The sequence below is a fragment of the Ureibacillus chungkukjangi genome (assembly GCF_044795995.1).
In the GTDB taxonomy this organism is placed as follows: Bacteria; Bacillota; Bacilli; order Bacillales_A; family Planococcaceae; genus Ureibacillus; species Ureibacillus chungkukjangi.
In genome coordinates, this window is the sequence record NZ_CP085010.1 from 202,009 (window position 1) to 225,240 (window position 23,232).

24 protein-coding genes are annotated in these 23,232 nt (G+C 33.9%); 9 read left to right on the top strand and 15 right to left on the bottom strand.

Annotated features, from left to right (window positions below; all coding sequences use genetic code 11):
- Positions 1-437 precede the first annotated feature (437 nt).
- From LG296_RS20515 to xerS, 7 genes are all read left to right on the top strand, one after another.
- Complete coding sequence (locus tag LG296_RS20515) at positions 438-803, top strand: metalloregulator ArsR/SmtB family transcription factor (protein ID WP_107935783.1); 366 nt, start codon at positions 438-440, stop codon at positions 801-803.
- Positions 796-3,195 (top strand): heavy metal translocating P-type ATPase, encoded by a 2,400-nt coding sequence (locus tag LG296_RS20520; RefSeq protein ID WP_107935785.1) that lies wholly within the window; start codon positions 796-798, stop codon positions 3,193-3,195. Before LG296_RS20515 ends, LG296_RS20520 begins: the two co-directional genes overlap by 8 nt.
- A 194-nt stretch (positions 3,196-3,389) precedes the next feature.
- Complete coding sequence (lpdA, locus tag LG296_RS20525; RefSeq protein WP_107935788.1) at positions 3,390-4,811, top strand: dihydrolipoyl dehydrogenase; 1,422 nt, start codon at positions 3,390-3,392, stop codon at positions 4,809-4,811.
- 465 nt (positions 4,812-5,276) lie between these two features.
- The gene (locus LG296_RS20530) at positions 5,277-5,939 is read left to right on the top strand and encodes a CadD family cadmium resistance transporter (protein WP_107935790.1); all 663 of its coding nucleotides are present in this window, start codon (positions 5,277-5,279) and stop codon (positions 5,937-5,939) included.
- A 322-nt stretch (positions 5,940-6,261) separates the two neighbouring features.
- Positions 6,262-7,320, top strand: a complete 1,059-nt coding sequence (locus LG296_RS20535) for an NAD(P)/FAD-dependent oxidoreductase (RefSeq protein WP_107935792.1) — start codon at positions 6,262-6,264, stop codon at positions 7,318-7,320.
- A gap of 1,221 nt (positions 7,321-8,541) precedes the next feature.
- The gene (locus LG296_RS20540; RefSeq protein ID WP_193768062.1) at positions 8,542-9,123 is read left to right on the top strand and encodes a sporulation initiation factor Spo0A C-terminal domain-containing protein; all 582 of its coding nucleotides are present in this window, start codon (positions 8,542-8,544) and stop codon (positions 9,121-9,123) included.
- A gap of 54 nt (positions 9,124-9,177) precedes the next feature.
- Positions 9,178-10,371, top strand: a complete 1,194-nt coding sequence (gene xerS / locus LG296_RS20545; protein ID WP_107935796.1) for a tyrosine recombinase XerS — start codon at positions 9,178-9,180, stop codon at positions 10,369-10,371.
- Between the two features lie 475 nt (positions 10,372-10,846).
- Here xerS and LG296_RS20550 read toward each other — a convergent pair whose 3' ends face one another.
- The 12 genes from LG296_RS20550 to LG296_RS20605 all read right to left on the bottom strand — a co-directional run bounded on the left by LG296_RS20550 (position 10,847) and on the right by LG296_RS20605 (position 18,250).
- The gene (locus LG296_RS20550) at positions 10,847-11,464 is read right to left on the bottom strand and encodes a nitrite reductase (protein ID WP_107935798.1); all 618 of its coding nucleotides are present in this window, start codon (positions 11,462-11,464) and stop codon (positions 10,847-10,849) included.
- Positions 11,465-11,568: 104 nt separating this feature from the next.
- Positions 11,569-13,461 carry a copper-translocating P-type ATPase gene (locus LG296_RS20555; protein ID WP_282433278.1) on the bottom strand — a complete coding sequence of 631 codons (1,893 nt, stop codon included), beginning with the start codon at positions 13,459-13,461 and terminating at the stop codon, positions 11,569-11,571.
- A gap of 268 nt (positions 13,462-13,729) precedes the next feature.
- Positions 13,730-13,975, bottom strand: a complete 246-nt coding sequence (locus tag LG296_RS20560; RefSeq protein WP_107935799.1) for a hypothetical protein — start codon at positions 13,973-13,975, stop codon at positions 13,730-13,732.
- A 3-nt stretch (positions 13,976-13,978) separates the two neighbouring features.
- On the bottom strand, positions 13,979-14,362 hold the full coding sequence (locus tag LG296_RS20565) for a hypothetical protein (RefSeq protein WP_107935801.1): 384 nt from the start codon (positions 14,360-14,362) through the stop codon (positions 13,979-13,981).
- A gap of 23 nt (positions 14,363-14,385) precedes the next feature.
- Positions 14,386-14,553 carry a hypothetical protein gene (locus LG296_RS20570; RefSeq protein ID WP_193768063.1) on the bottom strand — a complete coding sequence of 56 codons (168 nt, stop codon included), beginning with the start codon at positions 14,551-14,553 and terminating at the stop codon, positions 14,386-14,388.
- Between the two features lie 26 nt (positions 14,554-14,579).
- Positions 14,580-15,581: a helix-turn-helix domain-containing protein gene (locus LG296_RS20575; RefSeq protein ID WP_107935803.1), complete on the bottom strand. Its 1,002-nt coding sequence runs from the start codon at positions 15,579-15,581 to the stop codon at positions 14,580-14,582.
- A gap of 155 nt (positions 15,582-15,736) precedes the next feature.
- Positions 15,737-15,952 (bottom strand): hypothetical protein, encoded by a 216-nt coding sequence (locus tag LG296_RS20580; protein WP_107935804.1) that lies wholly within the window; start codon positions 15,950-15,952, stop codon positions 15,737-15,739.
- Positions 15,953-16,027: 75 nt separating this feature from the next.
- Positions 16,028-16,216: a thermonuclease family protein gene (locus LG296_RS20585; protein ID WP_193768064.1), complete on the bottom strand. Its 189-nt coding sequence runs from the start codon at positions 16,214-16,216 to the stop codon at positions 16,028-16,030.
- A 60-nt stretch (positions 16,217-16,276) separates the two neighbouring features.
- Complete coding sequence (locus LG296_RS20590) at positions 16,277-16,543, bottom strand: hypothetical protein (protein ID WP_107935808.1); 267 nt, start codon at positions 16,541-16,543, stop codon at positions 16,277-16,279.
- Between the two features lie 235 nt (positions 16,544-16,778).
- Complete coding sequence (locus LG296_RS20595) at positions 16,779-17,228, bottom strand: hypothetical protein (RefSeq protein WP_251402618.1); 450 nt, start codon at positions 17,226-17,228, stop codon at positions 16,779-16,781.
- A 20-nt stretch (positions 17,229-17,248) separates the two neighbouring features.
- Complete coding sequence (locus LG296_RS20600; protein ID WP_107935812.1) at positions 17,249-17,809, bottom strand: hypothetical protein; 561 nt, start codon at positions 17,807-17,809, stop codon at positions 17,249-17,251.
- A 309-nt stretch (positions 17,810-18,118) separates the two neighbouring features.
- The gene (locus LG296_RS20605) at positions 18,119-18,250 is read right to left on the bottom strand and encodes a hypothetical protein (protein WP_282433279.1); all 132 of its coding nucleotides are present in this window, start codon (positions 18,248-18,250) and stop codon (positions 18,119-18,121) included.
- Between the two features lie 189 nt (positions 18,251-18,439).
- On the opposite strand from LG296_RS20605, the gene LG296_RS20610 reads away from it, so the two are divergent.
- Together LG296_RS20610 and LG296_RS20615 are read left to right on the top strand one after the other, a co-directional pair.
- A complete protein-coding gene (locus LG296_RS20610; protein ID WP_107935814.1) occupies positions 18,440-18,928 on the top strand; it encodes a hypothetical protein in 489 nt (162 codons plus the stop codon).
- The gene (locus LG296_RS20615; protein WP_107935816.1) at positions 18,915-19,601 is read left to right on the top strand and encodes a hypothetical protein; all 687 of its coding nucleotides are present in this window, start codon (positions 18,915-18,917) and stop codon (positions 19,599-19,601) included. The genes LG296_RS20610 and LG296_RS20615 overlap by 14 nt, the downstream gene beginning before the upstream one ends.
- A gap of 53 nt (positions 19,602-19,654) precedes the next feature.
- Here the strand turns inward: LG296_RS20615 and LG296_RS20620 are convergent, their stop codons facing one another.
- The 3 genes from LG296_RS20620 to istA all read right to left on the bottom strand — a co-directional run bounded on the left by LG296_RS20620 (position 19,655) and on the right by istA (position 22,587).
- Positions 19,655-19,843: a hypothetical protein gene (locus tag LG296_RS20620; RefSeq protein WP_107935819.1), complete on the bottom strand. Its 189-nt coding sequence runs from the start codon at positions 19,841-19,843 to the stop codon at positions 19,655-19,657.
- Between the two features lie 546 nt (positions 19,844-20,389).
- Positions 20,390-21,109 (bottom strand): IS21-like element helper ATPase IstB, encoded by a 720-nt coding sequence (istB, locus tag LG296_RS20625; protein ID WP_107937917.1) that lies wholly within the window; start codon positions 21,107-21,109, stop codon positions 20,390-20,392.
- The gene (istA, locus tag LG296_RS20630; RefSeq protein WP_306460167.1) at positions 21,109-22,587 is read right to left on the bottom strand and encodes an IS21 family transposase; all 1,479 of its coding nucleotides are present in this window, start codon (positions 22,585-22,587) and stop codon (positions 21,109-21,111) included. Before istA ends, istB begins: the two co-directional genes overlap by 1 nt.
- Positions 22,588-23,232 lie beyond the last annotated feature (645 nt).

The following is a 23,232-nucleotide window of genomic DNA, read 5'->3' on the forward strand; positions in this document are numbered from 1 at the left end:
TTTGAACCATAGTGGACTCTCTCATGTATCTGAACTTCATCTAATTTCACATCTCATTTTATTTCGTTGTATCAAATCAGTAATTGAATTAATAAAATAGTTTCAGATTAAATTTGTTACACATTTTTATATATTGCTATTTTCTGATTTCTATAAATAATTATAAAAAGCCCAATTTCTCACATTAAAATTGAGAAATTGGGCTTTTTACACTGAAAAACTTGAATGTTTTAAAACTGCATCCTCAAAATATTCCCTTTAATTGTATACACAAAAAAATGAAATTAATTTCAGTTATAGGAATAATTAATGAATCCAAACTAAAGAAAAGATACTTTTTATGTAAATTACATTCAAATATATATTTGACTATTTGTGTTTGTTTATTTAAAATAATATTCAAATGAATGTTTGATTGATATGGGGAGGTGGAAAATTTGAAAAATGATGTATGTGAAGTTACGTGTATAGATGAGGAAAAAGTCAAAAGAGCTAAAAATGAACTACTCCAACAAAATCCTTTGGAAGTTGCCAAAATTTTTAAAGCTTTATCCGATGATACTAGGATTAAAATTGCGTATGCTCTCTCTTTAGAAGATGAGTTGTGTGTTTGTGATGTAGCAAATATTGTTGGTGCAACAAATGCTACTACATCTCATCATTTGAGGTTACTTAAAAATCTTGGTTTAGCTAAATATCGAAAAGAAGGTAAGTTAGTCTACTATTCATTAGATGATGATCATGTAAAGCAATTAATAAAGGTTGCATTTAAGCATCAGAAGGAGGTTGTGAAAATTGTCTGAAGCAAAAGCATTAGATACTGAAAAAAAAGTTTATCGTGTTCAGGGGTTCACCTGTGCAAGTTGTGCGGGTAAGTTTGAAAATAATGTTAAAAAACTTCCAGGTGTACAGGAAGCAAAAGTGAATTTTGGAGCATCTAAGATATCAGTTTATGGGGATGCAACGATTGAAGAATTAGAAAAAGCCGGTGCATTTGAAAATCTTAAAGTCTCCCCTGAAAAACCAAGAAGAGAAGCTAAACAAATGGTTACAGAGGACAAAAACGTATACCGTGTTGAAGGATTTACCTGTGCAAGTTGTGCAGGTAAGTTTGAAAATAATGTAAAACAACTCCCTGGAGTTGGGGATGCAAAAGTAAATTTTGGTGCGTCTAAAATTGCTGTTTACGGTAATGCAACAATTGAAGAGCTAGAAAAGGCCGGTGCATTCGAGAATCTTAAAGTTACTCCTGAAAAATCTGCTCGTCAAGCTCCACAAGAGTTAAAAGAGGATGCCAAAGAAGAAAAAGTGCCGTTCTATAAAAAACACAGCACTTTACTCTATTCAGCTTTATTTGTTGCCTTTGGTTACCTTTCCTCATTTGTTAATGGGGATGAAAACATTGTCACTATATTATTATTTGTATCATCAATGTTAGTCGGAGGATTATCACTCTTTAAAGTTGGATTACAAAACTTATTCCGCTTTGAATTTGACATGAAAACCCTTATGACAGTAGCTGTTATAGGTGGTGCTATTATTGGAGAGTGGGCAGAAGTTGCCATTGTTGTTATTCTCTTTGCAATTAGTGAAGCACTAGAACGATTCTCTATGGATAGAGCAAGACAATCCATTCGTTCATTAATGGATATCGCTCCTAAAGAGGCACTTGTTAGACGTAACGGACAAGAAATAATGATTCATGTCGATGATATTGCTGTTGGGGATATCATGATTGTAAAACCTGGTCAAAAGATTGCTATGGATGGTGTAGTTGTAAATGGATACTCTGCCGTTAACCAAGCAGCTATTACAGGTGAATCAGTCCCAGTTGAAAAAACCGTTGATGATGAAGTATTTGCAGGTACCTTAAATGAAGAAGGATTACTTGAAGTAAAAATAACGAAACTAGTAGAAGATACAACGATTTCTAAAATTATTCATCTTGTAGAAGAAGCACAAGGAGAACGTGCTCCTTCGCAAGCATTTGTTGATAAATTCGCAAAATATTACACACCGATCATTATGATTATTGCAGCATTGGTTGCTATAGTCCCGCCTTTATTATTTGATGGCAGTTGGGAAACATGGGTTTATCAAGGATTAGCTGTTCTTGTAGTTGGTTGTCCTTGTGCGTTGGTCATATCGACTCCTATTTCTATTGTTTCAGCGATTGGTAATGCTGCGAAAAAAGGTGTCCTTGTAAAAGGTGGAGTGTATTTAGAAGAAATGGGCGCCTTAAAGGCTATTGCATTCGACAAAACAGGAACATTAACAAAAGGTGTCCCAGCTGTAACTGATTATAATGTGTTGAACAAACAGATAAATGAAAAAGAATTACTTTCCATCATTACTGCATTGGAGTATCGTTCTCAGCACCCTCTTGCTTCAGCCATTATGAAAAAAGCAGAAGAAGAGGACATTACTTATTCTGACATACACGTAGAGGACTTCTCTTCTATTACAGGAAAGGGTATAAAGGGTATTGTAAACGGGACGACTTATTATATCGGTAGCCCGAAGCTATTTAAGGAATTATTGACTACCGATTTCAATAAAGACTTAGAAAAAAATGTTACTACGCTTCAAAATCAAGGTAAAACAGCCATGATTATTGGAACCAATAATGAAATACTGGGAGTTATTGCAGTAGCTGATGAGGTTCGAGAATCAAGTAAGGAAATTATTCAAAAGTTACATCAACTTGGAATCAAAAAAACAATTATGCTCACAGGTGATAACAAAGGTACTGCGAATGCAATCGGTCAGCATGTCGGAGTAACAGATATTCAAGCTGAACTGATGCCTCAAGACAAATTAGACTTTATTAAACAATTAAGGTCGGAGTACGGAAACGTAGCCATGGTTGGAGATGGTGTGAATGATGCTCCTGCGTTAGCAGCTTCTACAGTTGGAATAGCAATGGGTGGAGCTGGTACAGATACAGCTCTAGAAACGGCAGACGTAGCTCTAATGGGAGACGATTTAAGAAAACTTCCATTCACTATAAAACTTAGCCGAAAAGCTCTGAATATAATTAAATCTAACATTACTTTTGCAATTGCTATTAAATTTATTGCCTTGCTATTAGTTATCCCAGGTTGGTTAACGCTCTGGATTGCAATCCTTTCCGATATGGGCGCAACCCTTCTGGTAGCGCTAAATGGTTTACGACTAATGAGAGTAAAAGAATAAAGGAAAAATGGTAAAAGGGCTTTTCAGACAGATTGGAAAGCCCTTTTTTAAAAGATATATTTCATTAATAGTCTAACTTCTAAACTTCCAGCCTAATTAGAAATAGAAAGATGGGGTATAAGTAAGACATCAGTTTTTGGTATAAATCTCTTAATTAAAATAATTTTTTTATAAAATTGAAGGAGGAGACTAAAATGACTGTTGAAGGAAATAAGGATGTAGATTTGTTAGTTATAGGTGCAGGTTCAGGGGGTTATGTGGCTGCCATACGTGCTGCTCAGTTAGGAAAAAAAGTAGTTTTGGTGGATAAAGCAGAATTAGGAGGGGTTTGCCTCAACCGTGGATGTATACCTTCAAAAGCTCTTATAAGTGCTTCGGAACAAGTGAAACACATAAAACACGCTAAATCAATGGGTATAAAAGTTTCTGGTGAAGTTACAGTAGATATGCCAGAAGTAGTGAAATGGAAAGACGGTATAGTGAATAAACTAACGAATGGAGTTCGGACTTTACTGAAAGGCAATGGAGTAGAAGTCATTAGTGGAGAAGCGTATCTTACTGAACCCTATGTTGCTAAAATCAAAATTGGTCAAGAAGAACAAATCTTTTCATACAAAGACTTAATCCTAGCGATAGGTTCTTTACCTACTGAGTTAAAAAGTATGCCCTTTGATAAAAAAAGAATCATCTCTTCAACTGAGGCATTAAAGCTTCAAGAAGTGCCAAAACATTTAGTTGTAGTAGGTGGTGGTTATATCGGTTTAGAGTTGGGAACTGCTTATGCTAAATTCGGTTCTAAAGTAACAATTCTTGAGGGGTCAGATACAATTCTTCCAGGTACGGATTCTATGCTTACAAATGTAGTAAAACGTCATTTAAAGGAACTTGGAATCACGGTTATAACAAATGCTTTAGTCCAGAGTGGAGAAAATACAGGTGATGAGGTAAATGTTCAATTTCAAGTTAATGGAAAGGAGGAAATAATTCAAGGGGATTATTGTCTAGTTTCCATTGGAAGAAAACCGAACACAGGAAAAATCGGATTGGAAAATATAGGTGTTGAATTAGATCAACGCGGTTTTATTAAGATAAATGATAAATGTCAAACAAATGTTGAGCATGTTTATGCGATTGGAGACTGTGCCGGTGGTTACCTCCTTGCTCATAAAGCTAGCTACGAAGGAAAAGTAGCGGCAGAAGTGATTGCCGGACAAAAAAGTGTGATTGATTTCCAAGCGATGCCTTTTGTGATTTTTAGTGACCCGGAAGTTGCTTACACAGGATTAACGGAGAAAGAAGCAAAGGAAGAAGGGTATGAAACAGTTTCAAGTCGTTTTCCATTCCAAGCTAACGGCAGAGCATTATCTGTTTCTGATGCCGATGGTTTTGTACAAGTTGTGGCGGATAAAAAAACTAATAGGGTGTTAGGGGTACAAATGGTAGGACCAGAAGTATCATCTCTTATTGCTGAAGCTGTTTTTGCAATTGAGTTAGGGGCATCTGCAGAAGATCTCAGCCTTACAATTCATGCACACCCAACTTTACCTGAACCGCTTATGGAAGCAGCTGAAGGAGTTATGGGGCATGCTATTCACATGCTCAATAAAAAACAATAATGTGAATGCAGACGAACCTGCACTTATCATAAGTGCAGGTTGAACTTTTTATTAATACGGTGGGTATTAATGGACATTTTTTCTATGTTTTACCTCAGTTTTTGCAAATGTCTTGGATGGATTTGTAATCTTTCTTAAAAAACTGATCTAGAATAGACTTGAATGGATTATGGTTTTAAGTGAGGGAATTCTAATAGAAGAAGCATTAGAAATTCATTCAATCGAGTACTGTGTTTTTGGTGTTGTATTAATCTTTTTATTTCAGCTATTCTTTACTCCACATTTCTATTTCGGAGAAAAAGCCTGTAGACATTCTAAATTTAAAGCGGAACCCTAGGTTCCTTATTAGGAATGTTGGTTCACACATTTTTTGATGAATTATCGATTGTAGCTAGCTTAATATAGATTAAAAAATATTAAATTGTTTGGATGATTGTTTATGGATATATACAGGAGATGATAATAATGAATTTAATTTTAACAATTCTTTCTGCTTTAGGGTCTTTTATAGTAACCAATCTCGATGATATTTTTATCTTGATGTTGCTCTTCTCTCAGGCTAGGACACAAGCTAAAGCAAGTAACGGTGGAACTGTTAACATGCAGCTGAAGGGCAAAAGTATATATCCAAGAGATATAGTCATTGGTCAATATCTTGGTTTTGCACTTTTAGTTTTAATCAGTCTTTTAGCAACATTTGGTGTAACACTCATTCCTAATCAGTGGGTAGGTTTACTAGGACTAATCCCAATCTATTTAGGAGTTAAACTGTTTATAAAAGGGGAAGATGAAGATGAAGGGGATATTCTTTCTAGTTTAAACAAATTTAATAAGTTCTATTTAAGTGTAGCCTTTATCACATTTGCTAATGGTGGAGACAATATTGGCATATATGTTCCGTTCTTTTCTACTTTAAATTCCAACCAATTGCTTATTACAGTTGTTACTTTCTTTATAATGGTTGGGGTCTGGTGTTTTATCGGCTATCGGCTCGCAAGATACAGATATGTTTCTGAAACACTTGAGAAATACGGCAAATGGATAATTCCAATAGTGTTTTTAGGATTAGGAATATACATTATGTTAGAAAATGAAATATTTAGCGCGCTGTCAAATCTATTCAGATAAGTTGTCTTCCTATCCTATTAGGCGACACTACCACATCTTCGTCAGAAAAATTTGTATATAGCATTATCTTATTCCACATTCCGGTGATATAATCGAATAACATCTTAAAAGGAATATGGACTAAAGATTGTGGATGGAAAATAATTCACTTTATTTTGTTCTCATTTAAATATGTATGAGCATGTAGTTTGTTATGAAGTTTATTATTTTGCAAAAAAAGATTTATCAAGTAATTTTAATCATGAGTATAGAACAAAAATTTGTTATGCCTTAACACCTAGAATTTACAACATGTCTATTATAAATTAAGGAGATAAAATTTATGTATGACACGATTGTAATTGGAGCTGGACAAGCAGGCCTTGCTACTGCCTTTTATTTGAAAAAGATTAAACACAATTTTTTAATCATAGATAAAGGAAAAGAAGTTGGAGAAAGTTGGATGAATCGATATGATTCTTTAGTTTTGTTTACCTCACGTATGTATAATGCCTTACCTGGGCTAACACTTGAAGGTGAAATGCAAGGATTTCCGACGAAAAATGAAATAGTTCAGTATTTGAAGCGCTATGTAAATAAATATGAACTTCCGATCCAGTTTCAAACTGAAGTAGTTAAAGTACAACACCAACAAGGGTTATTTGTTATACAAACTAATCAAGGCGTAATTCAATCAAAAAAAGTAATAGTTGCAACTGGGGCATTTCAATCTCCAAGAATTCCATCCTTTTCAAGTAATATATCAAAAGATGTTTTTCAGATTCATTCTACACAGTATAAAAATCCCAGTCAGTTAAAAGAAGGAAATGTACTTGTAGTAGGTGGTGGTAACAGCGGCGCTCAAATTGCTGTTGAATTATCGAGGGAAAGAGAAACACATTTAGCAATAAGTAAAAAGATAACCTATTTGCCTTTAGTCATACAGAAGAAAAGTATCTTCTGGTGGTTTGATAAGTTGGGAATACTTAAAGTAAGTACAGATTCATTTCTAGGAAAAGTAATACAAAAAAAGGGTGATCCAATATTTGGCTATGAAATGAAAGATGCACTTAAGAGAAAAGAGCTTACACTAAACCCTAGGGTGATAAATGGAATACATAACGAAGTAACCTTTGAAGATCAAACTACTATAAAGGTTCAAAATATTATATGGGCAACAGGGTTCCACTCGATCTATCCTTGGTTAAAAATTGACGAGTTGTTTAATGCAGATGGTAAAATCATTCATCATCGTGGTGTAACGAATGTGAAAGGACTTTACTTTATTGGTTTACCATGGCAGCATCGCCGAGGTTCAGCTCTATTACAAGGTGTTGGATTTGATGCTGAATTTATAATCAAGCATCTAAGTAACTTAACTACACAAGGTAAGTGTGATTAAAGAATAATTCTTATTATGAAATCTTACCTAAAATTCTTTCTTATTGTTATATTGTTTTGAAACAAATATAATAAATCACAATGGTATTTTATTGACTGCTCTTGCAGTTTTCCCAATATCATAAAGGATACTATTGGCTGCACTTGTAGCCTGTGGTATCCTTTTTTAATCCATTAAAGATACTCTAAGTTATTAGTAGACAGAATTCTTACTAAAGAAAGCAATTAAGAGGATAAGTATTTCTTTATGATACATTGGGCAATTTATATAGAATAGTTGGACAACTCAAAAAAGCGATTCACAGTTTTTACTTATCTTATATGATGAATGGGATGTATAGGAAATCAAGAGTATTAGACTACAGTGATTAATAATAAGAAAAAACTGGTTAGAATACTAACCAGTTTTTTTACTATTCCTGATACATCTCATTTAAGTTGTGCGCATCACGATTAAGTTGCACACATCAAAGGTAAGTTGTGTGCATCACGATTAAGTTGTGTGATGACACTCACATCATTTAACAGTGTTTATTAAACTTATATACTATTTCGCAAAATATGAATTTTAGGAAACAATGTATTATTATGCCCATATAGTGTATAATTTATACATGTAAGTAAAAAAAAGTTGATAAAAGCTCCAATAAAAAGATTGATAGAGCTCTGTATATGGTAAAGAATTTGCAGACTTTTTGGACAAGAATGTACAGACATATATAATTTTTTAGTTGATTCATTGCAGCTAGAGCTAATACGAAAAATTTTATTTGGACTTTCTTGTCCATTTTACGTAATGTCCGGAGATTCTTGTCTCTAATTTTGCACAAGAATCTCCAACATATATCGAAAGATTATTTTTTTGGCATTCTGTACGCTATTTTGCAATCTGATATAACAGGCTTTGTTAGTAATCTAATGGAAGAATCGAAGTAAAGTATTTTTGGTCATTTGAGGCTATCAACCTATTACACTCCCCATTTGACCTTCTTTGACCTTTCTTCATAAAAAATCTATTTTGCGAAGAAGTTTATCATTTTTTTGATATTTTGATAGTTGATTTTTAGATGCCCTACTATTTTTGTATATGCTCAACTATTTGCAAATACTTTGGACAAGAAATTTCGGACATAAATTGAAAAAATATTTACTTTGCATAGATTCTCTACTCTCTTTTCATATACAGCTGAATATTATTAAACAAAGAATTGGAGTTAGCAGTATGAATTTAACTAAAGAAACACAACAAAAACTTGAAAAAACAATTGAAAGAATCGACAAGGCATTAGAATACAACGATAGAGAGTATTTAATAGAGTTGATGCATGATCTTACAGAATTTGCCTATTTTTCTGGTTATAAAGCTGCTGAATTAAATCAACAACCTAAAAAGATAAATAATGATAACAATCAGGAAACGGAACAAATTCCCACACTTAAACCAAAAAGTGCTTTAGAAAAAAGAATTAAAAATTTAATGCTGGAATTGGGTATTCCGCCACATACAAAAGGGTATCGTTATCTTTTAGAAGCTATTGTAATCACACATTCCAACCCAGACGTTATAGAACACGTAACGAAGATTATATACCCGACAATTGCAGAAAATAACAGTACCACCGTCAGTCGAGTACAACGTGCAATACGTCATTCAATTGAAGTGTCGTGGAAAAGAGGAAGCCGAGAATTATTAAAGCAAATTTTAGGATGTCCTATCGATCAAATTATTTATAAACCAGAAAATAGTACATTTATTTATCAATTTGCAGAGTACCTTATTAATAATCCAGAAGAGTTAGAGTAAAGTAACTAAGTTCAATTCCCTCCCCTGCCAAATATTTTCAAGAAGGAGTTATTTATGGCTAATATTCTTACACCTGAGGATGAAAAAATTAAGGAATCCATTAACAATTTACAAAAGGAATTACCCTACTACATACGATTGTACGTGCTTTATAAAGAGTCGAACGAAACATCGTTTAAAACAATTCAGCAATACTTATATCGCTACAAGATCTTCTTCAACTGGCTGATAGTACCTCAAGAAGAAGGTAAACCCGAAACAGCTATAATTCAAGTACCAGATATTAAAGAGATCACTCTCGAACATTTGGAAAATCTAAAACTGTCAGAGGTAAATTTATTTATTGCTAGTTTAAAAGAAGAAAATATTAATAAGGAATCAAAAAATAAGAAAAGAACATATAAGCTAGTTAAAAATAGAAATATTAAATCCATTGCTGTAATGATATCAGCGCTCAAATCACTATTCGTTTTCCTTTCAAAAAAATCCGAGGACGAAGAGACAGGTGAAACTTTTATTTCGCGAAATGTCATGGATAAAGTAGATATACCAATTAAAAGAGAAACTTCACAAAATCGAGCGGAGAAAATTAGTTCAGTAATTATCCCTGGAAATGAAATGGAGGGCTTTATTCAATTCATTGAAACAGAATACATTAAAACGCTGGAGCTCAAACAATCCATCACAACTTTTAATCGCGATTACCGTCGTGATATTGCTTTGATTTCACTTCTCTTGTCAACGGGCATTCGCGTTGGTGAAGCTGCAAGTCTCCTTATAAGAGGTATTAACTTTAAACGCCAAACGATAACTATAAATCGTAAAGGAAATAAAGAAGACACTATTCCAGTAATTGATAGCGCAATGGACCATCTTAGAGAATACTTGAAGATACGTGATGAAAAATATAAAAATGCAGCAGAATGTGAATTTGTTTTTGTTAGTCTTTATAAAGGTGAGGCACGTCCCCTTTCCCGTCGTAGCATGGAGAACATCGTAAAGAAATATACAGAAGCTTATTTTGATGGTAGCGGCATTTCGCCTCATAAACTCCGACATAGTTTTGCGGTGGACTTTGTTAAAAACGGTGGAGATATTACCGTTTTAAGAGATTTACTGGGTCACACTGATACAACTATCACTTCCCTTTATCTGAATATGGCAAATGACGACAAAATTCAAATGTTGCGTAAAATGGAGGAAAACCGATTTAGAGCATTAGAGGAGGAACAAGAAGAAAATATGTAAATGCAAAAAAATATACAAAAGATTGGCGAGCTGTAGCTTACCAATCTTTTTTTAAACAATTCCAACACAAGGGAGAGACAATAGCATGGTGCCAATTTAGTGCCACCTTTTTGTTCTGAAAGATTTAAATTAATATATATATTCATATTACTACACCCCACTTGAAAAAATGGTAATATTATATAATTTAGAATATTTTTTCAAGAGAATCAAGCACCCAGTATCACAAAAAAACACTAAATACAAAAATTTTTAAAAATCTCCATCTACCTCCATAACTTGTTTATATAAAATTAATTCTTTTTTTACTATATCTAGTGGTTATATTATTGTGCTTAGATTTTACCATATTTTATCTAATCCCTTAAGAAGTTATTCAACAATCTTGCCCGTTTGTTGAATAACAACATTATTGTTACTTAACACTAGATAGATATCTCAAAGCAATAACCCATAATGTAATACAAAAATTTTACTAACTGAGTAATTTCTCTATATCTATTCGTTTTATAAATTTATTAAATGTCTCTCTCTTTTTACCTATTTCGGCATAGACATCAATAATTTTTTCTACCGTTTCATACAATTCCCTTGGTGTTAGATTTTCGCCCAGCAAGAACCCAACCTCAGCATCCTTCCCTTTCGCTTTTCCTCCAACATATAAATTGTAATGGTCTCGTATTTTCATAACTCCTATATCGCTCAACAAAGGTTCTCCGCAACCAATAGGGCAACCTGTATAGGCAACTCTTAGAGTGAATGGCACCGCTCTCCCGGCAATACGGCGATTTAACTCTTTTGCAACCGGCATTCCTTCCTCTAGTTCCCCTTTACAAAAATTACAGGTTCTCAAGCTTTTTACGAAGTTCCCCACTGGATAACATGACAATCCAACACGTTGGAATTCTTCTATAATTTCTTCTTTTTTATCTTCAGGGATTTCTATATAGAGTTGTTGGAAGGTGGTTAACTCAATTTCCTCATCTTCATTCATATATTTTGAAATCGTCATGAGTTGTTTTGAATAGAGTTTTGCCCCAAATCCTATTCCTCCATTAATAGCGATTTTCACCTTTTTAACGCTGTCTTCCATAGAAGTTTTTCTCCTTCAAATTCATTTACTATACGATGGTTAGGTATATAAACCATAAAATTGATACCTGCCACTAGAATTAGTGACAGGTCACTTTAATACTCTTATTTGTTTAATTTTATTCTCTGTAAACGCAAGGCATTTAATACGACCGACACGGAACTGAATGCCATTGCTGCACCAGCAACCCATGGTGCAAGGAAACCTGCTGCGGCAATTGGAATGCCGACAGTATTATAGGCAAATGCCCAGAATAGATTTTGCTTAATATTGCGCATCGTTTTGCGACTCATTAAAATCGCATCGGCAATACTATTCAAGTCGCCTCGAATAAGTGTAATATCCGCCGCCTCCATTGCAACATCAGTACCTGTACCGATGGCCATTCCAATATCAGCTGTAGCCAGGGCAGGTGCATCATTGATGCCGTCACCAACCATTGCTACCTTTTCCCCCTGATCTTGCAGTTTTTTAACTTCTTCAGCTTTGCCTTCAGGAAGCACTTCCGCAATTACTTCATCGACGCCTACCTCTTTACCGATTGCTTGAGCAGTGCGTTCGTTATCCCCGGTCATCATGATTACCTTGATGCCCATATCTTGTAATCTACGTACCGCTTCGCGGGAGGTTTCTTTAATTGTATCTGCTACGGCAACCAACCCTGCATATTGGCCATTAATCCCAGCCAGCATGGCGGTTTTACCGTTTTTCTCTAACTCTTCCATCACCGGAAGTACTGACGTAATATCAATTCCATATTGCTGCATCAGTTTACGTGTACCAATGATTACCCCTTGGCCTGAGACAGTAGCTTGCACACCGAAACCTGGAATCGCTTCAAAAAATTGAATTTTCCCAAGTTCAATGCCTTTCTCTTGAATGCCTTGCACAATCGCTTGCGCCAATGGGTGTTCTGATTGTTTTTCGGCTGCACCCACCAGCGATAAGAAGTTTTGTTCGTCCTGGCCTTCTGCTACCAGAACATCAGTCAAGACAGGTTTACCATGAGTCACAGTACCAGTTTTATCGACTACTACTGTGTCAATGCTTTGTGTTTGCTCTAAATGTTCGCCACCCTTGAACAGAATACCAAATTCCGCTGCACGGCCCGACCCTGCCATAATGGAAGTTGGTGTAGCTAAACCAAGTGCACAAGGACAAGCAATGACAAGTACTGCAATTAACACTTCAAGTGCCGGTGTAAATTCAGCTGGATAAACCCAAATAATCCAGACGAGGAAGGTAAGGATGGCAATGCCCACCACGATCGGTACGAAAATACCCGAGATTTGGTCCGCCATACGCTGAATTGGCGCCTTAGAACCTTGTGCATCTTCTACGACTTTTATAATTTGGGCTAATGCCGTGTCACGCCCCACTTTTGTAGCTGTCATTTTGATGAAGCCATTTTTATTAATGGTAGAGCCGTATAATACGTCTCCGCTCTTTTTATCGACTGGTAAACTTTCACCTGTTAACATGGATTCATCAACAGCTGTTGTTCCTTCTGCGACTACACCATCAACAGGAATTTTTTCACCTGGTTTTACGAGTATCGTATCACCAATCACTACTTCTTCTAAAGGTACTTCTTTTTCAACTCCATCACGTACAACAATCGCTGTTTTCGCTTGAAGCCCCATTAGTTTAATTGGATAATCGTCCGTTTCCTTTACATCTAATACTGGATATTCTGTAGTCGAATATTCTTCATAAGAAATTCCAAAAAAATCTTCAATATTAATATCATTATATTCATCTTCATCCTCTTCAGATGGTATGCAAATATAGAATGATTTGGATTCATAGTCGTTCAACCAAATAGTACAACTATGAACTTCGTTATTTACTACGTTCAGGATATCCATGTAGCCAGCTTCAACTGAATCTACTTCTATTGAATCGAAAAAACCATATGCCAGTACTTTAAAGATTTGGTCCTCAGTATATTCGACTAGCTCTCCATTTAAAGTATTTGATAGTGTAGTGTTTAACATAATAACTCCTTCTTTCTTTTCCTCTGATTTGTATTTAACGTTGTTGTTATTACTAAGTGTTTTAATCCATTCTAAAAATGAGCACAAAAAAATAGCCTCTCAGAATAGAAAAAATAAGCATAATAAAATGCTAGATTTCTAGTCCGAAAGACTATGTTGTGCTAAAATCGGCGTAGAACACATTATGATGTGTTTACAAATAAAAAATCTAATAGAGTACATAATTATTTTACTAGTTATTGGTAATGAAAACAAGATCTCGTGGCAATTAAATAAATCTCGATAAGTTATCATCATAACAATCATCAACATCAACATCAACATCAACATCACCGATATTGTCATCATCTATCATAATGTCTGATACCATAAACTCCGATAAATTAAATTCACTAATATGCAGTGCAAAGCAAGAGTCATGGTAAAACCCGTTACGATAACGGGTATAACTTTGGCCACTAACGATACGAACATGACATTTGTGGCAAATTGCTAGCTTTTGAATTTCACCCATAAGTTATCTCCTTTTCTTTCTCTCCTCATTAATTATGTTTGAATTGGATACCATACAAAATCCAATAAACAGTGGTATTTCAAGTGTTAAGTTTTTCATGGTACGAATTTTCTTAATTCGATTGCCTATGGCGAATTTATTAATTGTTAGCGTTCTTAAAAGGTACTCTTCTTTAAGTAATTCGATTAGTTCATTCCAATAAATCGTATGATCGGTATTACATAAATTGTTGATGTCATCTAAGAAACTCTCAATTTCTTTCGTATTGAATTTTTTAATATTGTTTTTGATATTCGTAATGATTTCGCTTGGTTCGGATAATTGTAATAAAGAATATCGAAGTGCAGATTTTACTATGGCACTATCCATAAGAATTTGAGTCCCCATTGCCTTTTCCTTTCTGATTTTTTCTATTTGTAGTTCTGATTTTTATATATTTCAATGTCTTTTAGCATCATAATCCATTCACCACTTGTCCATTGCTTTTTAAGAAACTCTTCCATTAAAACTTGCAAACATGGGAGTTTATTATATTTTGTAATAAAAGAATCTACGAATCTTTTATAGTTTAAATCCATGATGATACCCCCTTATAACTTACCGACTAATCCATATTCTTGAAATAAGTACTTAAAATATCTTCAAGTATTTCACTCGTGCTTTTATTCACTTTTGTAGCAGAACTATTTAATTTATTGTAGTTTTCTAAGCTAATCACTGCGCTTATACGTTTTTGACCAGAAACGATAAATAACTCATCCTCTGTAACTATCCATTCTCCGTCCACTATATAATCTTTCAATTCATTCAGAGCTTTATGTTGAGGAATTTCTTCCAGTGGTATGATATTCTGCCGAACAAATACAGATAATTGTTCTTGATTGGATTTTTCAATGTCGATATACATGTTTTCTACACCAAATGCTTCAAACAAATAATCTAGGTATTCAAATCTCGTAACTATCGGCAATTGAATCTCAGCATATCCCGACTGACTATTCACTGGCTTTTTATGAATAGAATAACAAGTATTTAAAGAGAGATTATTTACTGCATAATCATAGGGCACAAAAGTATCGTTTGAATCGGACATAAATCCCCACATCCCATTGTTCTTCTTCACTCGGTAAGTTTCACCTTCGGGATTTACATGCAGCTGGTATAGAGCAATATCGTATTCAGATGAGTAAAAATTCATTTTCGATTGTTTATTCGTCTTTTTGCGTAGTGTTTTTGTTATATCATTCAGCAACTCAAAAGAATCATTAGGTATAATCGTTTTAGGGACTCCACCGCGCACTTTACTGTTCTTGATTACTTTAATGTCGTGCTCATTAAGCAAAGCATTAATACGCTGTCTTGTAATTCCTAATGCTCTTGCAGCTTCTTGTAATGTGTATCCATCCACCTTAGTTTCCTGCTCAAGTGATTGGAGTAAATTATCGACAGATGCCTTTGTATAAAGAGCTTCTTTTCTTACTTGATAAGGATTAGGTGCTTGCTCGATCTTTCCTTCTGAAACATAGCTATATACTGTTTTTTCCTTGATATTTAAAAGATTTGCAACCTCTTGACGAGTATATGTAGATTTTGAATCGTTCAACATTATGACGTCCCTTCTAATTTCCGTTGTTTCTGCTTTCTATTAATCCATTTTGTTTCTTGATTATATAGAATACTAATACTAGTTAACCATATTAATATCAATAGGCTCCAGATTTTATAAGGTGAAGTTCTAACATTTTGTTCTTTATGATGATGTTACTCAAATAAGTTAACAAACAAGGCTACATCTTCTTTGCTAAAAATTATGGTATGTACTACCCCATGTACTTTAATCTTAAGTGGTAGTTCTCCATGCGTATTAAAAGGTTCAAGTTCATAATCATTAAGGCATTTTGAAGTAGAGTAGGTTTTATTTTCATCTTGAATGATGATTAATAAGTTACTTTTTAAAGAATTGTTTTCATATTTCAAACGTTCATTTTCGCTATATATGTCTTGAATATAAGTTTGTAATATTTATTACCATTTGGTTCCCCTTTCTTGATTCTATTCACTCCATACTCCTGATTTTTGGTCGATTACTTTTTGTTCAGCAGCTTCAAAAACTTCTAAGAATGTTATATTACCGGGGTTCACATAGGCGACCTTCCCTAATCCTCTTTCAAGTAGTTCCGTAGAGAGTAACCGGTCTTCTGCCAGCCAAACATACATAAGGGCCCTTTTGTAATGATTCATTTTATCTCCCGAATCGTTACAAAATTTCATTAGCATTCGATAGTAATTGGTGTGACACTTCTAATGCTTTTTTTGCAAAGGGCTCTGATTTTGATAATCCGGTGTGTTAATAAGCAGATCCCGAACAACAATTTCATCACCTTTTTTGAAGTCACTCACATCCGATATTGGAACCTCTTGTAAAGTACCATCCATTAACTTATTTGCTGAAGTAATACGGAATTCCTGAGTATCGCCGTCTCGAGAACGTAAATATTCCACAGAAAAGTAGATATCGTTTGATACTTCTTGATTGGTGCTTGTGGATTCTCCTGTAAATACATCCAATATAGAATCAACCGACTTAGCAATATCTTCTACATCTTCCCTAACAGAATTAACATTTTGTACTTCCTCGGTATTTAGTAGTGTTTCTTTTGCGACTTCCTTAACTGAATTTAAAATTGAAGCTTCACTAGTATCATTTTCTTCATCACCTATTTGTCAGTAAGTGTTTGGCCTACCTCCGCACAAGCAGACAATATTAAAGCAATAGAAAGTGCAGTATGTAATCGTTTTTTCATTAGCTATTCCCTTCATTAAAAGATACTGGGAATGAATCAACTTCAATAGCGATAGCTGTACTTAATACTTCTGGAACAAGGTTATATCGACTCATATCTTCTAAAGTTTCTATTATATAAGTCTTTAAAGTAGGGTCTAATTCAACTTTATGCATAACAGTGGAGTTTGCGACAAGCGCTTCTGCAAACTGTTCAGGCACTAGATAATATAAATAAGAAGGAATATCTCGTATTAATAATTGATACCATTCCTTTTTCAAAACTTCAAAATTGGCTGTCTTGGTTTGACCAGGAGTAAAAATAATGGATACACTACGATAATTTAAATATCCATCCCATTTTAGTTCACTTTCATATAAATAATGCGCGGGTTTTAATTCGCAATTTAAAAGGTCTTGTGTAGAAATGTGCAGTCTTTGCTTTGCTGCATTAGCGTTCATTTTTTTCATCTCTCTTTCGATTTTTATTTTTATGAGATAGGTTTTTTAAAACCACCTAGATCTCTAGAAACATACATAAATAAGCGTGTTTTAAGTAAGGACTGCTTCCCCTTGTAATTTGAAATAAATAATAACGGCGCAGCTGCAACAATGGTCATTAACCAGCCATTATGTAAAAGGATAGCAACAATTGAGAAAGTCACTGCTGAAAGTAAACCAATAAACAATATGTGAAAGGTAACTTTTCGATTATCAAGGCAATTTTTACGAACTAGCTCATAGTCCGGGGTAGTTTTTAGAGCTTCAGTTTGAAGTATTCTATAAGATTGCCATAACGTAAGATTTATGATCATTTCAATTAAGAGTGGGGTTGTTATCAAGATTAGAAAGATTAATTTATATGGTGTTCCAATGGTTGATGTAAAGGTTGCCATCAAAATAACTGGATATAAGAGAGTTTTCAAAATTGCATTTGATAGGCCGTCTGTAAACTTAGGCATCGTTTCAAAAACGATCTGGATATACTGCTGACCTTCTCTATTTAAATGCGATAATCTATTTTCTAGTTGATTAATTTGAACTGTTTTCATATTACAACTCCTTGAAATACCCATTTTTTATAATATAACTCACATTTTCCATTTATGCTATTAATATAATATGTAAGTTTCACATTTAGAATTAATATATCTATACTGTTTACTGTTTTTTAAAAAAAATAAAAAACCCTGCCTAAAAATAGTTTGGAGTTGTAAAAAAGTTACACTGCAAACTAGATTAGACAGGGTTTTCCTGTTCGTTTCATATAATTGTTAATAGTAATTATATCACGAATATTACTATAAGAAAATATGAAGTCTTTTCATAATATGTTATCTAAATGGTAGGGAATATCCTAGTTAAGCTTTTCTAATACCAACTACTTTAGCACCCATTTTCTTACGCGCTTTCATTGCAGTTTTCATAAACTCAATAGCAATCTTTTCATCTTCTGTTAGTTTTTCTTTTCTCTTTTTCTTTTTCAATACCATATATAAAACTTCCCTTCATTTTTATTCTGTAAGTCTAGTATTAGCAATTAGAGAAAATTTTAAACTTTTTTTAATAAAAAGTTATAACCCTCTCCCCCACTTAATATGATGTATGGAAAAGTGGAAAAAAGGAAAAATGGCCCTGAGCTAAATCACTTGATGGACTATTAAGATAGGAGGGAACCGGTAATGAGTCGCGAACGTATACCCTTAGATTGGATCAATGAGGACAAAAAATCGAACAACGAATTATCAACTGATCCTCAAAAGGATTCTCCTATTAGGAGAAGAAAAATCCGTTCAGACAAGTCTAGAGATATTAAATTTCCAGTTAGTAAAAGTGAACAAATACGCTTAAAGACTGTATGTAAGCAGGCAGATATATTTTATAAGAAAATCTATGGATATGATAAGAAACTAACGCAAACTCACTTTAACACCTTACTACTGAATTATGCGTTAAAACAATTAGATGAAGTGGATTGGCATAAAGTATATCTGGATTCAAAAATGTATATGCATACAAAACCTACAGAAACAGAATACACAGCGATAGGTGGACCATATGGACTTTCAACAATGAAGGGCATATCCGATAGAAAAGTAGTTTACTTTCTTGTAATAACCGCATTAGAAAATCTCGAACGTCAGGGGGACTATAATAGTGTATTACTATGATCAATCACGTGGGAATAAATATAAAAAAAATTCCCTATTTGAATCGGTGGTAAATAGAATAATTAATACTTTTGTTGATACTAAGTCGGAAAAGTTAAATATTAAAATGCGATATGTAGATATATTACGTGGTGAAAATTATGTTAATGATTTAAGAGACATTTTTATTGATAAGTTTCCAGAAGCATCAAAGTTTGAGTTGATTGATTTAATAATGATTTTATATACAGATTTCATAGAGAAAATAAAAAACGGAGATCACTCACATAGCACTGCTGCCAGATACTTACTAGAGGGGAAAAGAAAACACCTTAATAATTTAGAAAAACGTAATACAATTACACGTAAAGAGGTACATCAAGTAACACCTAATACATTGATTTTTGAAGATATAGAGGAAGATGATTTTGAGGATGAAGAATTAGAGCATGATGATGTATCCGTTGATGATATTGTTTATTTTGATATTGATGTTAATTCTAATCAAAATAACCGCTGTAAAGTATTCTTATATGATATCGAGCCATATTTAAATGGAGATAAAATTGATGTAAAGGAAGTAATAGCAATCTGTTACCTCAGTTTTATTGACCAAATTAGGAAAAAAGGTAACAATCCTAAAATAATGAAAGCCATACTAAATAATTTCATTAATGAAAAAGCTCAAGAATAGATGGATTTTTAAACCATCTTTCTTGAGCTAAGCACTTTTTCAATATTTGTTTATTAGAAGTAATGATTAAAACTCATTCTTACATTTACCAGTTCATTAAATTTCTCAAACATTTCTCCTGCTTCATAAATTGTATAATCATCAAATACCCAACAGATCATATTTAATTCATTAGAAAATCCTTCTAAATATCCCGTATCTTTATAGTTATCGATTACTTCGTCTTCAGGAATTTTATTCATAAGTTTCTCTACAATTTTTTTAATCTCAAAAACATATACATCCCATTACCATACGGCATAAAGAAAATTTAAATTTTGAGCAATTTTTTTAGAAAAAAAAAGTAAATAAAAATAAAGAAGAAAATACCATGAATTTAAGTTTGCATCCATTCTTTAATTCTGGTTTGCATTACTTGTGGAACAGCTATTCTTTGGTGGTTTCTTGAGTATGGTTTAATAACATAATTAGGACTATGAAAATAATATAAACACTTCTACAGACGAATTATTTTTCTATTTGCCCAAGCAGCAGGTAAAGTTTTAATATTTTATCAGCCTTTAATAAAAAATCATCAACACACCAAAAATTTATATCTGAAATTATTCTCTTAAATTTTTTGAGAACAATTGCTTTAAACCTACAAAAATAATATATCCTATTAAGCCACCAAAAGTTTAGTAATTAAGTCAGTTACATCAAATCTCCTTAGTACTGTGTTTTGCAAGATAAAAGTGCAGAAGAATGCAAAGAAAAATACACAAGCTTGCCAGCCTTCATCTGAGTATTCATTTTTGTCTTGATAATGCGTTTGTCACCCTAAAACTATCCCCTGTAAAGTTCAAAATATGGGCATGGTGTATAACCCGATCCACCAATGCTGCAGTCAATCTAGAATCACTGAAAACGCGATTCCATTGACTGAATTCCAAGTTCGACGTGATGATCAAGCTTTTTTGTTCATACCAGTCGGAGATGAGTTGGAAGAGGAGCTCAGCCCCTTCCTTGTTAAAAGGCACGTACCCCATTTCATCCAATATGATTAGATCCACACTCTTAAAACGATTCCGAAGCTGTGATAGCTTGCCTTCGCTCCATGCTCTCTCCAATACATCGGCTAAGTCTGAAACTCTATAAAACCGAACTTCAAGCCCCTGTTTACATGCCTCGTATCCAATACCCGTAGCTAAATGAGTCTTTCCGGTGCCGGGGGCACCTGTTAAAATTAGATTCTCTTTACGGGCGATAAAATTTATTGTACATAATTCTTTATAGTCGATATGTGTTGGAAAGTGAATATGTTCACTCCATTGAAACGACGAAAGTGACTTCTTCTGTAAAAATCGTGCCTTCTTAACCAATCGTTCAGCTTTTGCTTCCTCCCGTAGCTGTAGTTCTTTTTGAAACAGAGCTTCTAAAAACTGGGTTGGATCATCACATGGTATATCTGAATAAATATCACTCACATGCGCCAGCCTCAACGTTTTGCACATCTCTTTTAGATTCATTATCGCTGCACCTCGTTTCCTGTCTGTGAGATGCTTTGAAGCTGATCATACTTTCTCCAATCAATGTCGTAAGGATGGTCCTCAGGCTCTTTTAATGTGTCTGATTGCCCGCCAAGTAAATCATAAAATCGATCATTGATTTCATTCATATCATGATTAGCTAGTAATCCGATGATCCACTTCAAACGTTCCTTACGAATCGTAAGATTCGAGATATTGATGTATTCATATATGCGGCCTGGGAGATAGGCTGAAAAGCGGGAATAGGTTGCAGAACGCGGTTTAGCTAACCAAGCCTTCATGATAGATTGCCATGGAATCTCACGATTTTTGTGCATATATGGTCTATGATCCTCATACAAGATTTCACCATGAGGAGATAGTACCTTGAAACGATCCCAATACTTAACGACAGATAGTTTTGTATAATTATAGGCTCGTGGAACATAAACCTTTGCTTTGTCTAAAGTGATTTCTCCATACTTGTTTGCCTTCGCTTCTTCTTGTTTAAAAACTGGATATTCTTCTTGGGGCAGCTCCAATAGATACTGGTGCTCTTCCTCCAATAACTCCTGTAAGGAAACATGTTTTTTATAATGAATGCGTTGTCGGTCTTCCGTTAGCTGCTGTTCAAGTATTTGGCTAAAGTGATCTAAATCTTTTATGACAGGTGCAGGAGTTATAAAATTGTAGCGAACGTAGCCGACTTTATTTTCCACATTTCCTTTTTCATTTCCTGAATAGGGATTGCACGCTTGTGGTTCAAATCCGTAATGATTTGCAAATTGAAGGAATTCGTTTGTAAAGACAGCCTCTTCATGCTTATTTCTTGGCTTGACGACAGCGGTCTTCATATTGTCGATACGAATCTTCTTAGGAACTCCGCCCAACTGCTTGAAAATCACCTTCATTCCATGCAAAAGACATTCTTGATTTTCACCTGGTAAAGGAATTGCAAATGCGCTATTACTAAAAGGAAGGGTCATAACTAAACAATGAATATCTACATACATTCCATCTTTAACGGCCCCCATTAATCCAAAATCCAATTGTGCTTCCGAGGGAGGATGGATTAAACGCTCATAGTTTTTATCCTTTGTTGCATCTTCAATGTCTTCTCTTCCTTCTCGCCATTCTTTAATGAAATAAGAGACGGTCCGATAGGACCCTTTGAAGCCCATCTTCTGAAGTGCAGAAAATATCCCCTTGTTTGTCCTTCTATCTTTCTTCTTTAGTTTAAGATCTTCCCAAAGCCAATCTCCTACAATTTCTCCCCATTGCTCGTCGTACATCATTCCAGACTTTTTCTTTTTACTTTCTTCGGGGAGTTGATCTCCATCGGCATACTTTTTTGCTGTTCTCCAATTAATCCCTAGCGTTTTTGATATTTTATTTATGGATAAGGATTTCTGATTCCTCATTAATTTGATACAATTGATTTCAGGCATTGCCAGCATTCCTTTCAACCTCCACTGCATTGATTCGACACCAATTACAGTAGAGAAGTATTGTGAGGCTGGCAAGCCTTTTTTTGTTGAAACTTGAGTTGCAACGTTATGTACTTTTCCTTTTCAAAACTCTGTACTTCTATTTTGCACTAAACATAGTACTACACTACCCCACCACACACTCAATAACTGAAAACATTCAATACTTAAGCTAAAGTAAAAAGTTGTAATTCCAGTTTTGAAAATACCCTTTCTTATTAATCATTGGATACAAGACTCCAAAAGGAATCATCATTATAATGTTTAATAGTATTTCCCAATAGCCCCATTATAATGTAATCTTGTATCTCTAAAAGGGATAAAGTTAGCAGTTTCCATAAATAAAAGAATGATTTAAACTGACAAATGGTATAGTAAATGGCATAAGTGTTACAAACAAAACCAAAATAATATAAATATACATTAATGTTTCAAACATCCTGCTCTTTTTCGCTCTATATACATTTTTTATAATTTAATATGATATATATCAAAATAAATCAATGAAATAATTCAACTTTAGTTCTCCTTAGTTATTTCTATAATCTTTAAATCTCTATTCTATTTTTCCTATAAATATTTTAATAAAATCGCACAAAACAATGAAAATTAAAAGATCAAACTCTTTGCATTAAC

Bases quoted from the DNA above. Each gene is read 5' to 3' on its own strand.
- LG296_RS20570 (WP_193768063.1), bottom strand. From the start codon at position 14,553: ATGGATTTAAACTATAAAAGATTCGTAGATTCTTTTATTACAAAATAT.
- LG296_RS20605 (WP_282433279.1), bottom strand. From the start codon at position 18,250: ATGGTATTGAAAAAGAAAAAGAGAAAAGAAAAACTAACAGAAGATGAA.
- LG296_RS20555 (WP_282433278.1), bottom strand. From the start codon at position 13,461: ATGTTAAACACTACACTATCAAATACTTTAAATGGAGAGCTAGTCGAA.
- istB (WP_107937917.1), bottom strand. From the start codon at position 21,109: ATGAATCTAAAAGAGATGTGCAAAACGTTGAGGCTGGCGCATGTGAGT.
- LG296_RS20550 (WP_107935798.1), bottom strand. From the start codon at position 11,464: ATGGAAGACAGCGTTAAAAAGGTGAAAATCGCTATTAATGGAGGAATA.
- LG296_RS20535 (WP_107935792.1), top strand. From the start codon at position 6,262: ATGTATGACACGATTGTAATTGGAGCTGGACAAGCAGGCCTTGCTACT.
- lpdA (WP_107935788.1), top strand. From the start codon at position 3,390: ATGACTGTTGAAGGAAATAAGGATGTAGATTTGTTAGTTATAGGTGCA.
- LG296_RS20620 (WP_107935819.1), bottom strand. From the start codon at position 19,843: ATGAATAAAATTCCTGAAGACGAAGTAATCGATAACTATAAAGATACG.
- LG296_RS20540 (WP_193768062.1), top strand. From the start codon at position 8,542: ATGAATTTAACTAAAGAAACACAACAAAAACTTGAAAAAACAATTGAA.
- istA (WP_306460167.1), bottom strand. From the start codon at position 22,587: ATGCAGTGGAGGTTGAAAGGAATGCTGGCAATGCCTGAAATCAATTGT.
- LG296_RS20575 (WP_107935803.1), bottom strand. From the start codon at position 15,581: ATGTTGAACGATTCAAAATCTACATATACTCGTCAAGAGGTTGCAAAT.
- LG296_RS20585 (WP_193768064.1), bottom strand. From the start codon at position 16,216: ATGAATCATTACAAAAGGGCCCTTATGTATGTTTGGCTGGCAGAAGAC.
- LG296_RS20560 (WP_107935799.1), bottom strand. From the start codon at position 13,975: ATGGGTGAAATTCAAAAGCTAGCAATTTGCCACAAATGTCATGTTCGT.
- LG296_RS20530 (WP_107935790.1), top strand. From the start codon at position 5,277: ATGAATTTAATTTTAACAATTCTTTCTGCTTTAGGGTCTTTTATAGTA.
- LG296_RS20595 (WP_251402618.1), bottom strand. From the start codon at position 17,228: ATGAAAAAAATGAACGCTAATGCAGCAAAGCAAAGACTGCACATTTCT.
- xerS (WP_107935796.1), top strand. From the start codon at position 9,178: ATGGCTAATATTCTTACACCTGAGGATGAAAAAATTAAGGAATCCATT.
- LG296_RS20600 (WP_107935812.1), bottom strand. From the start codon at position 17,809: ATGAAAACAGTTCAAATTAATCAACTAGAAAATAGATTATCGCATTTA.
- LG296_RS20565 (WP_107935801.1), bottom strand. From the start codon at position 14,362: ATGGGGACTCAAATTCTTATGGATAGTGCCATAGTAAAATCTGCACTT.
- LG296_RS20610 (WP_107935814.1), top strand. From the start codon at position 18,440: ATGAGTCGCGAACGTATACCCTTAGATTGGATCAATGAGGACAAAAAA.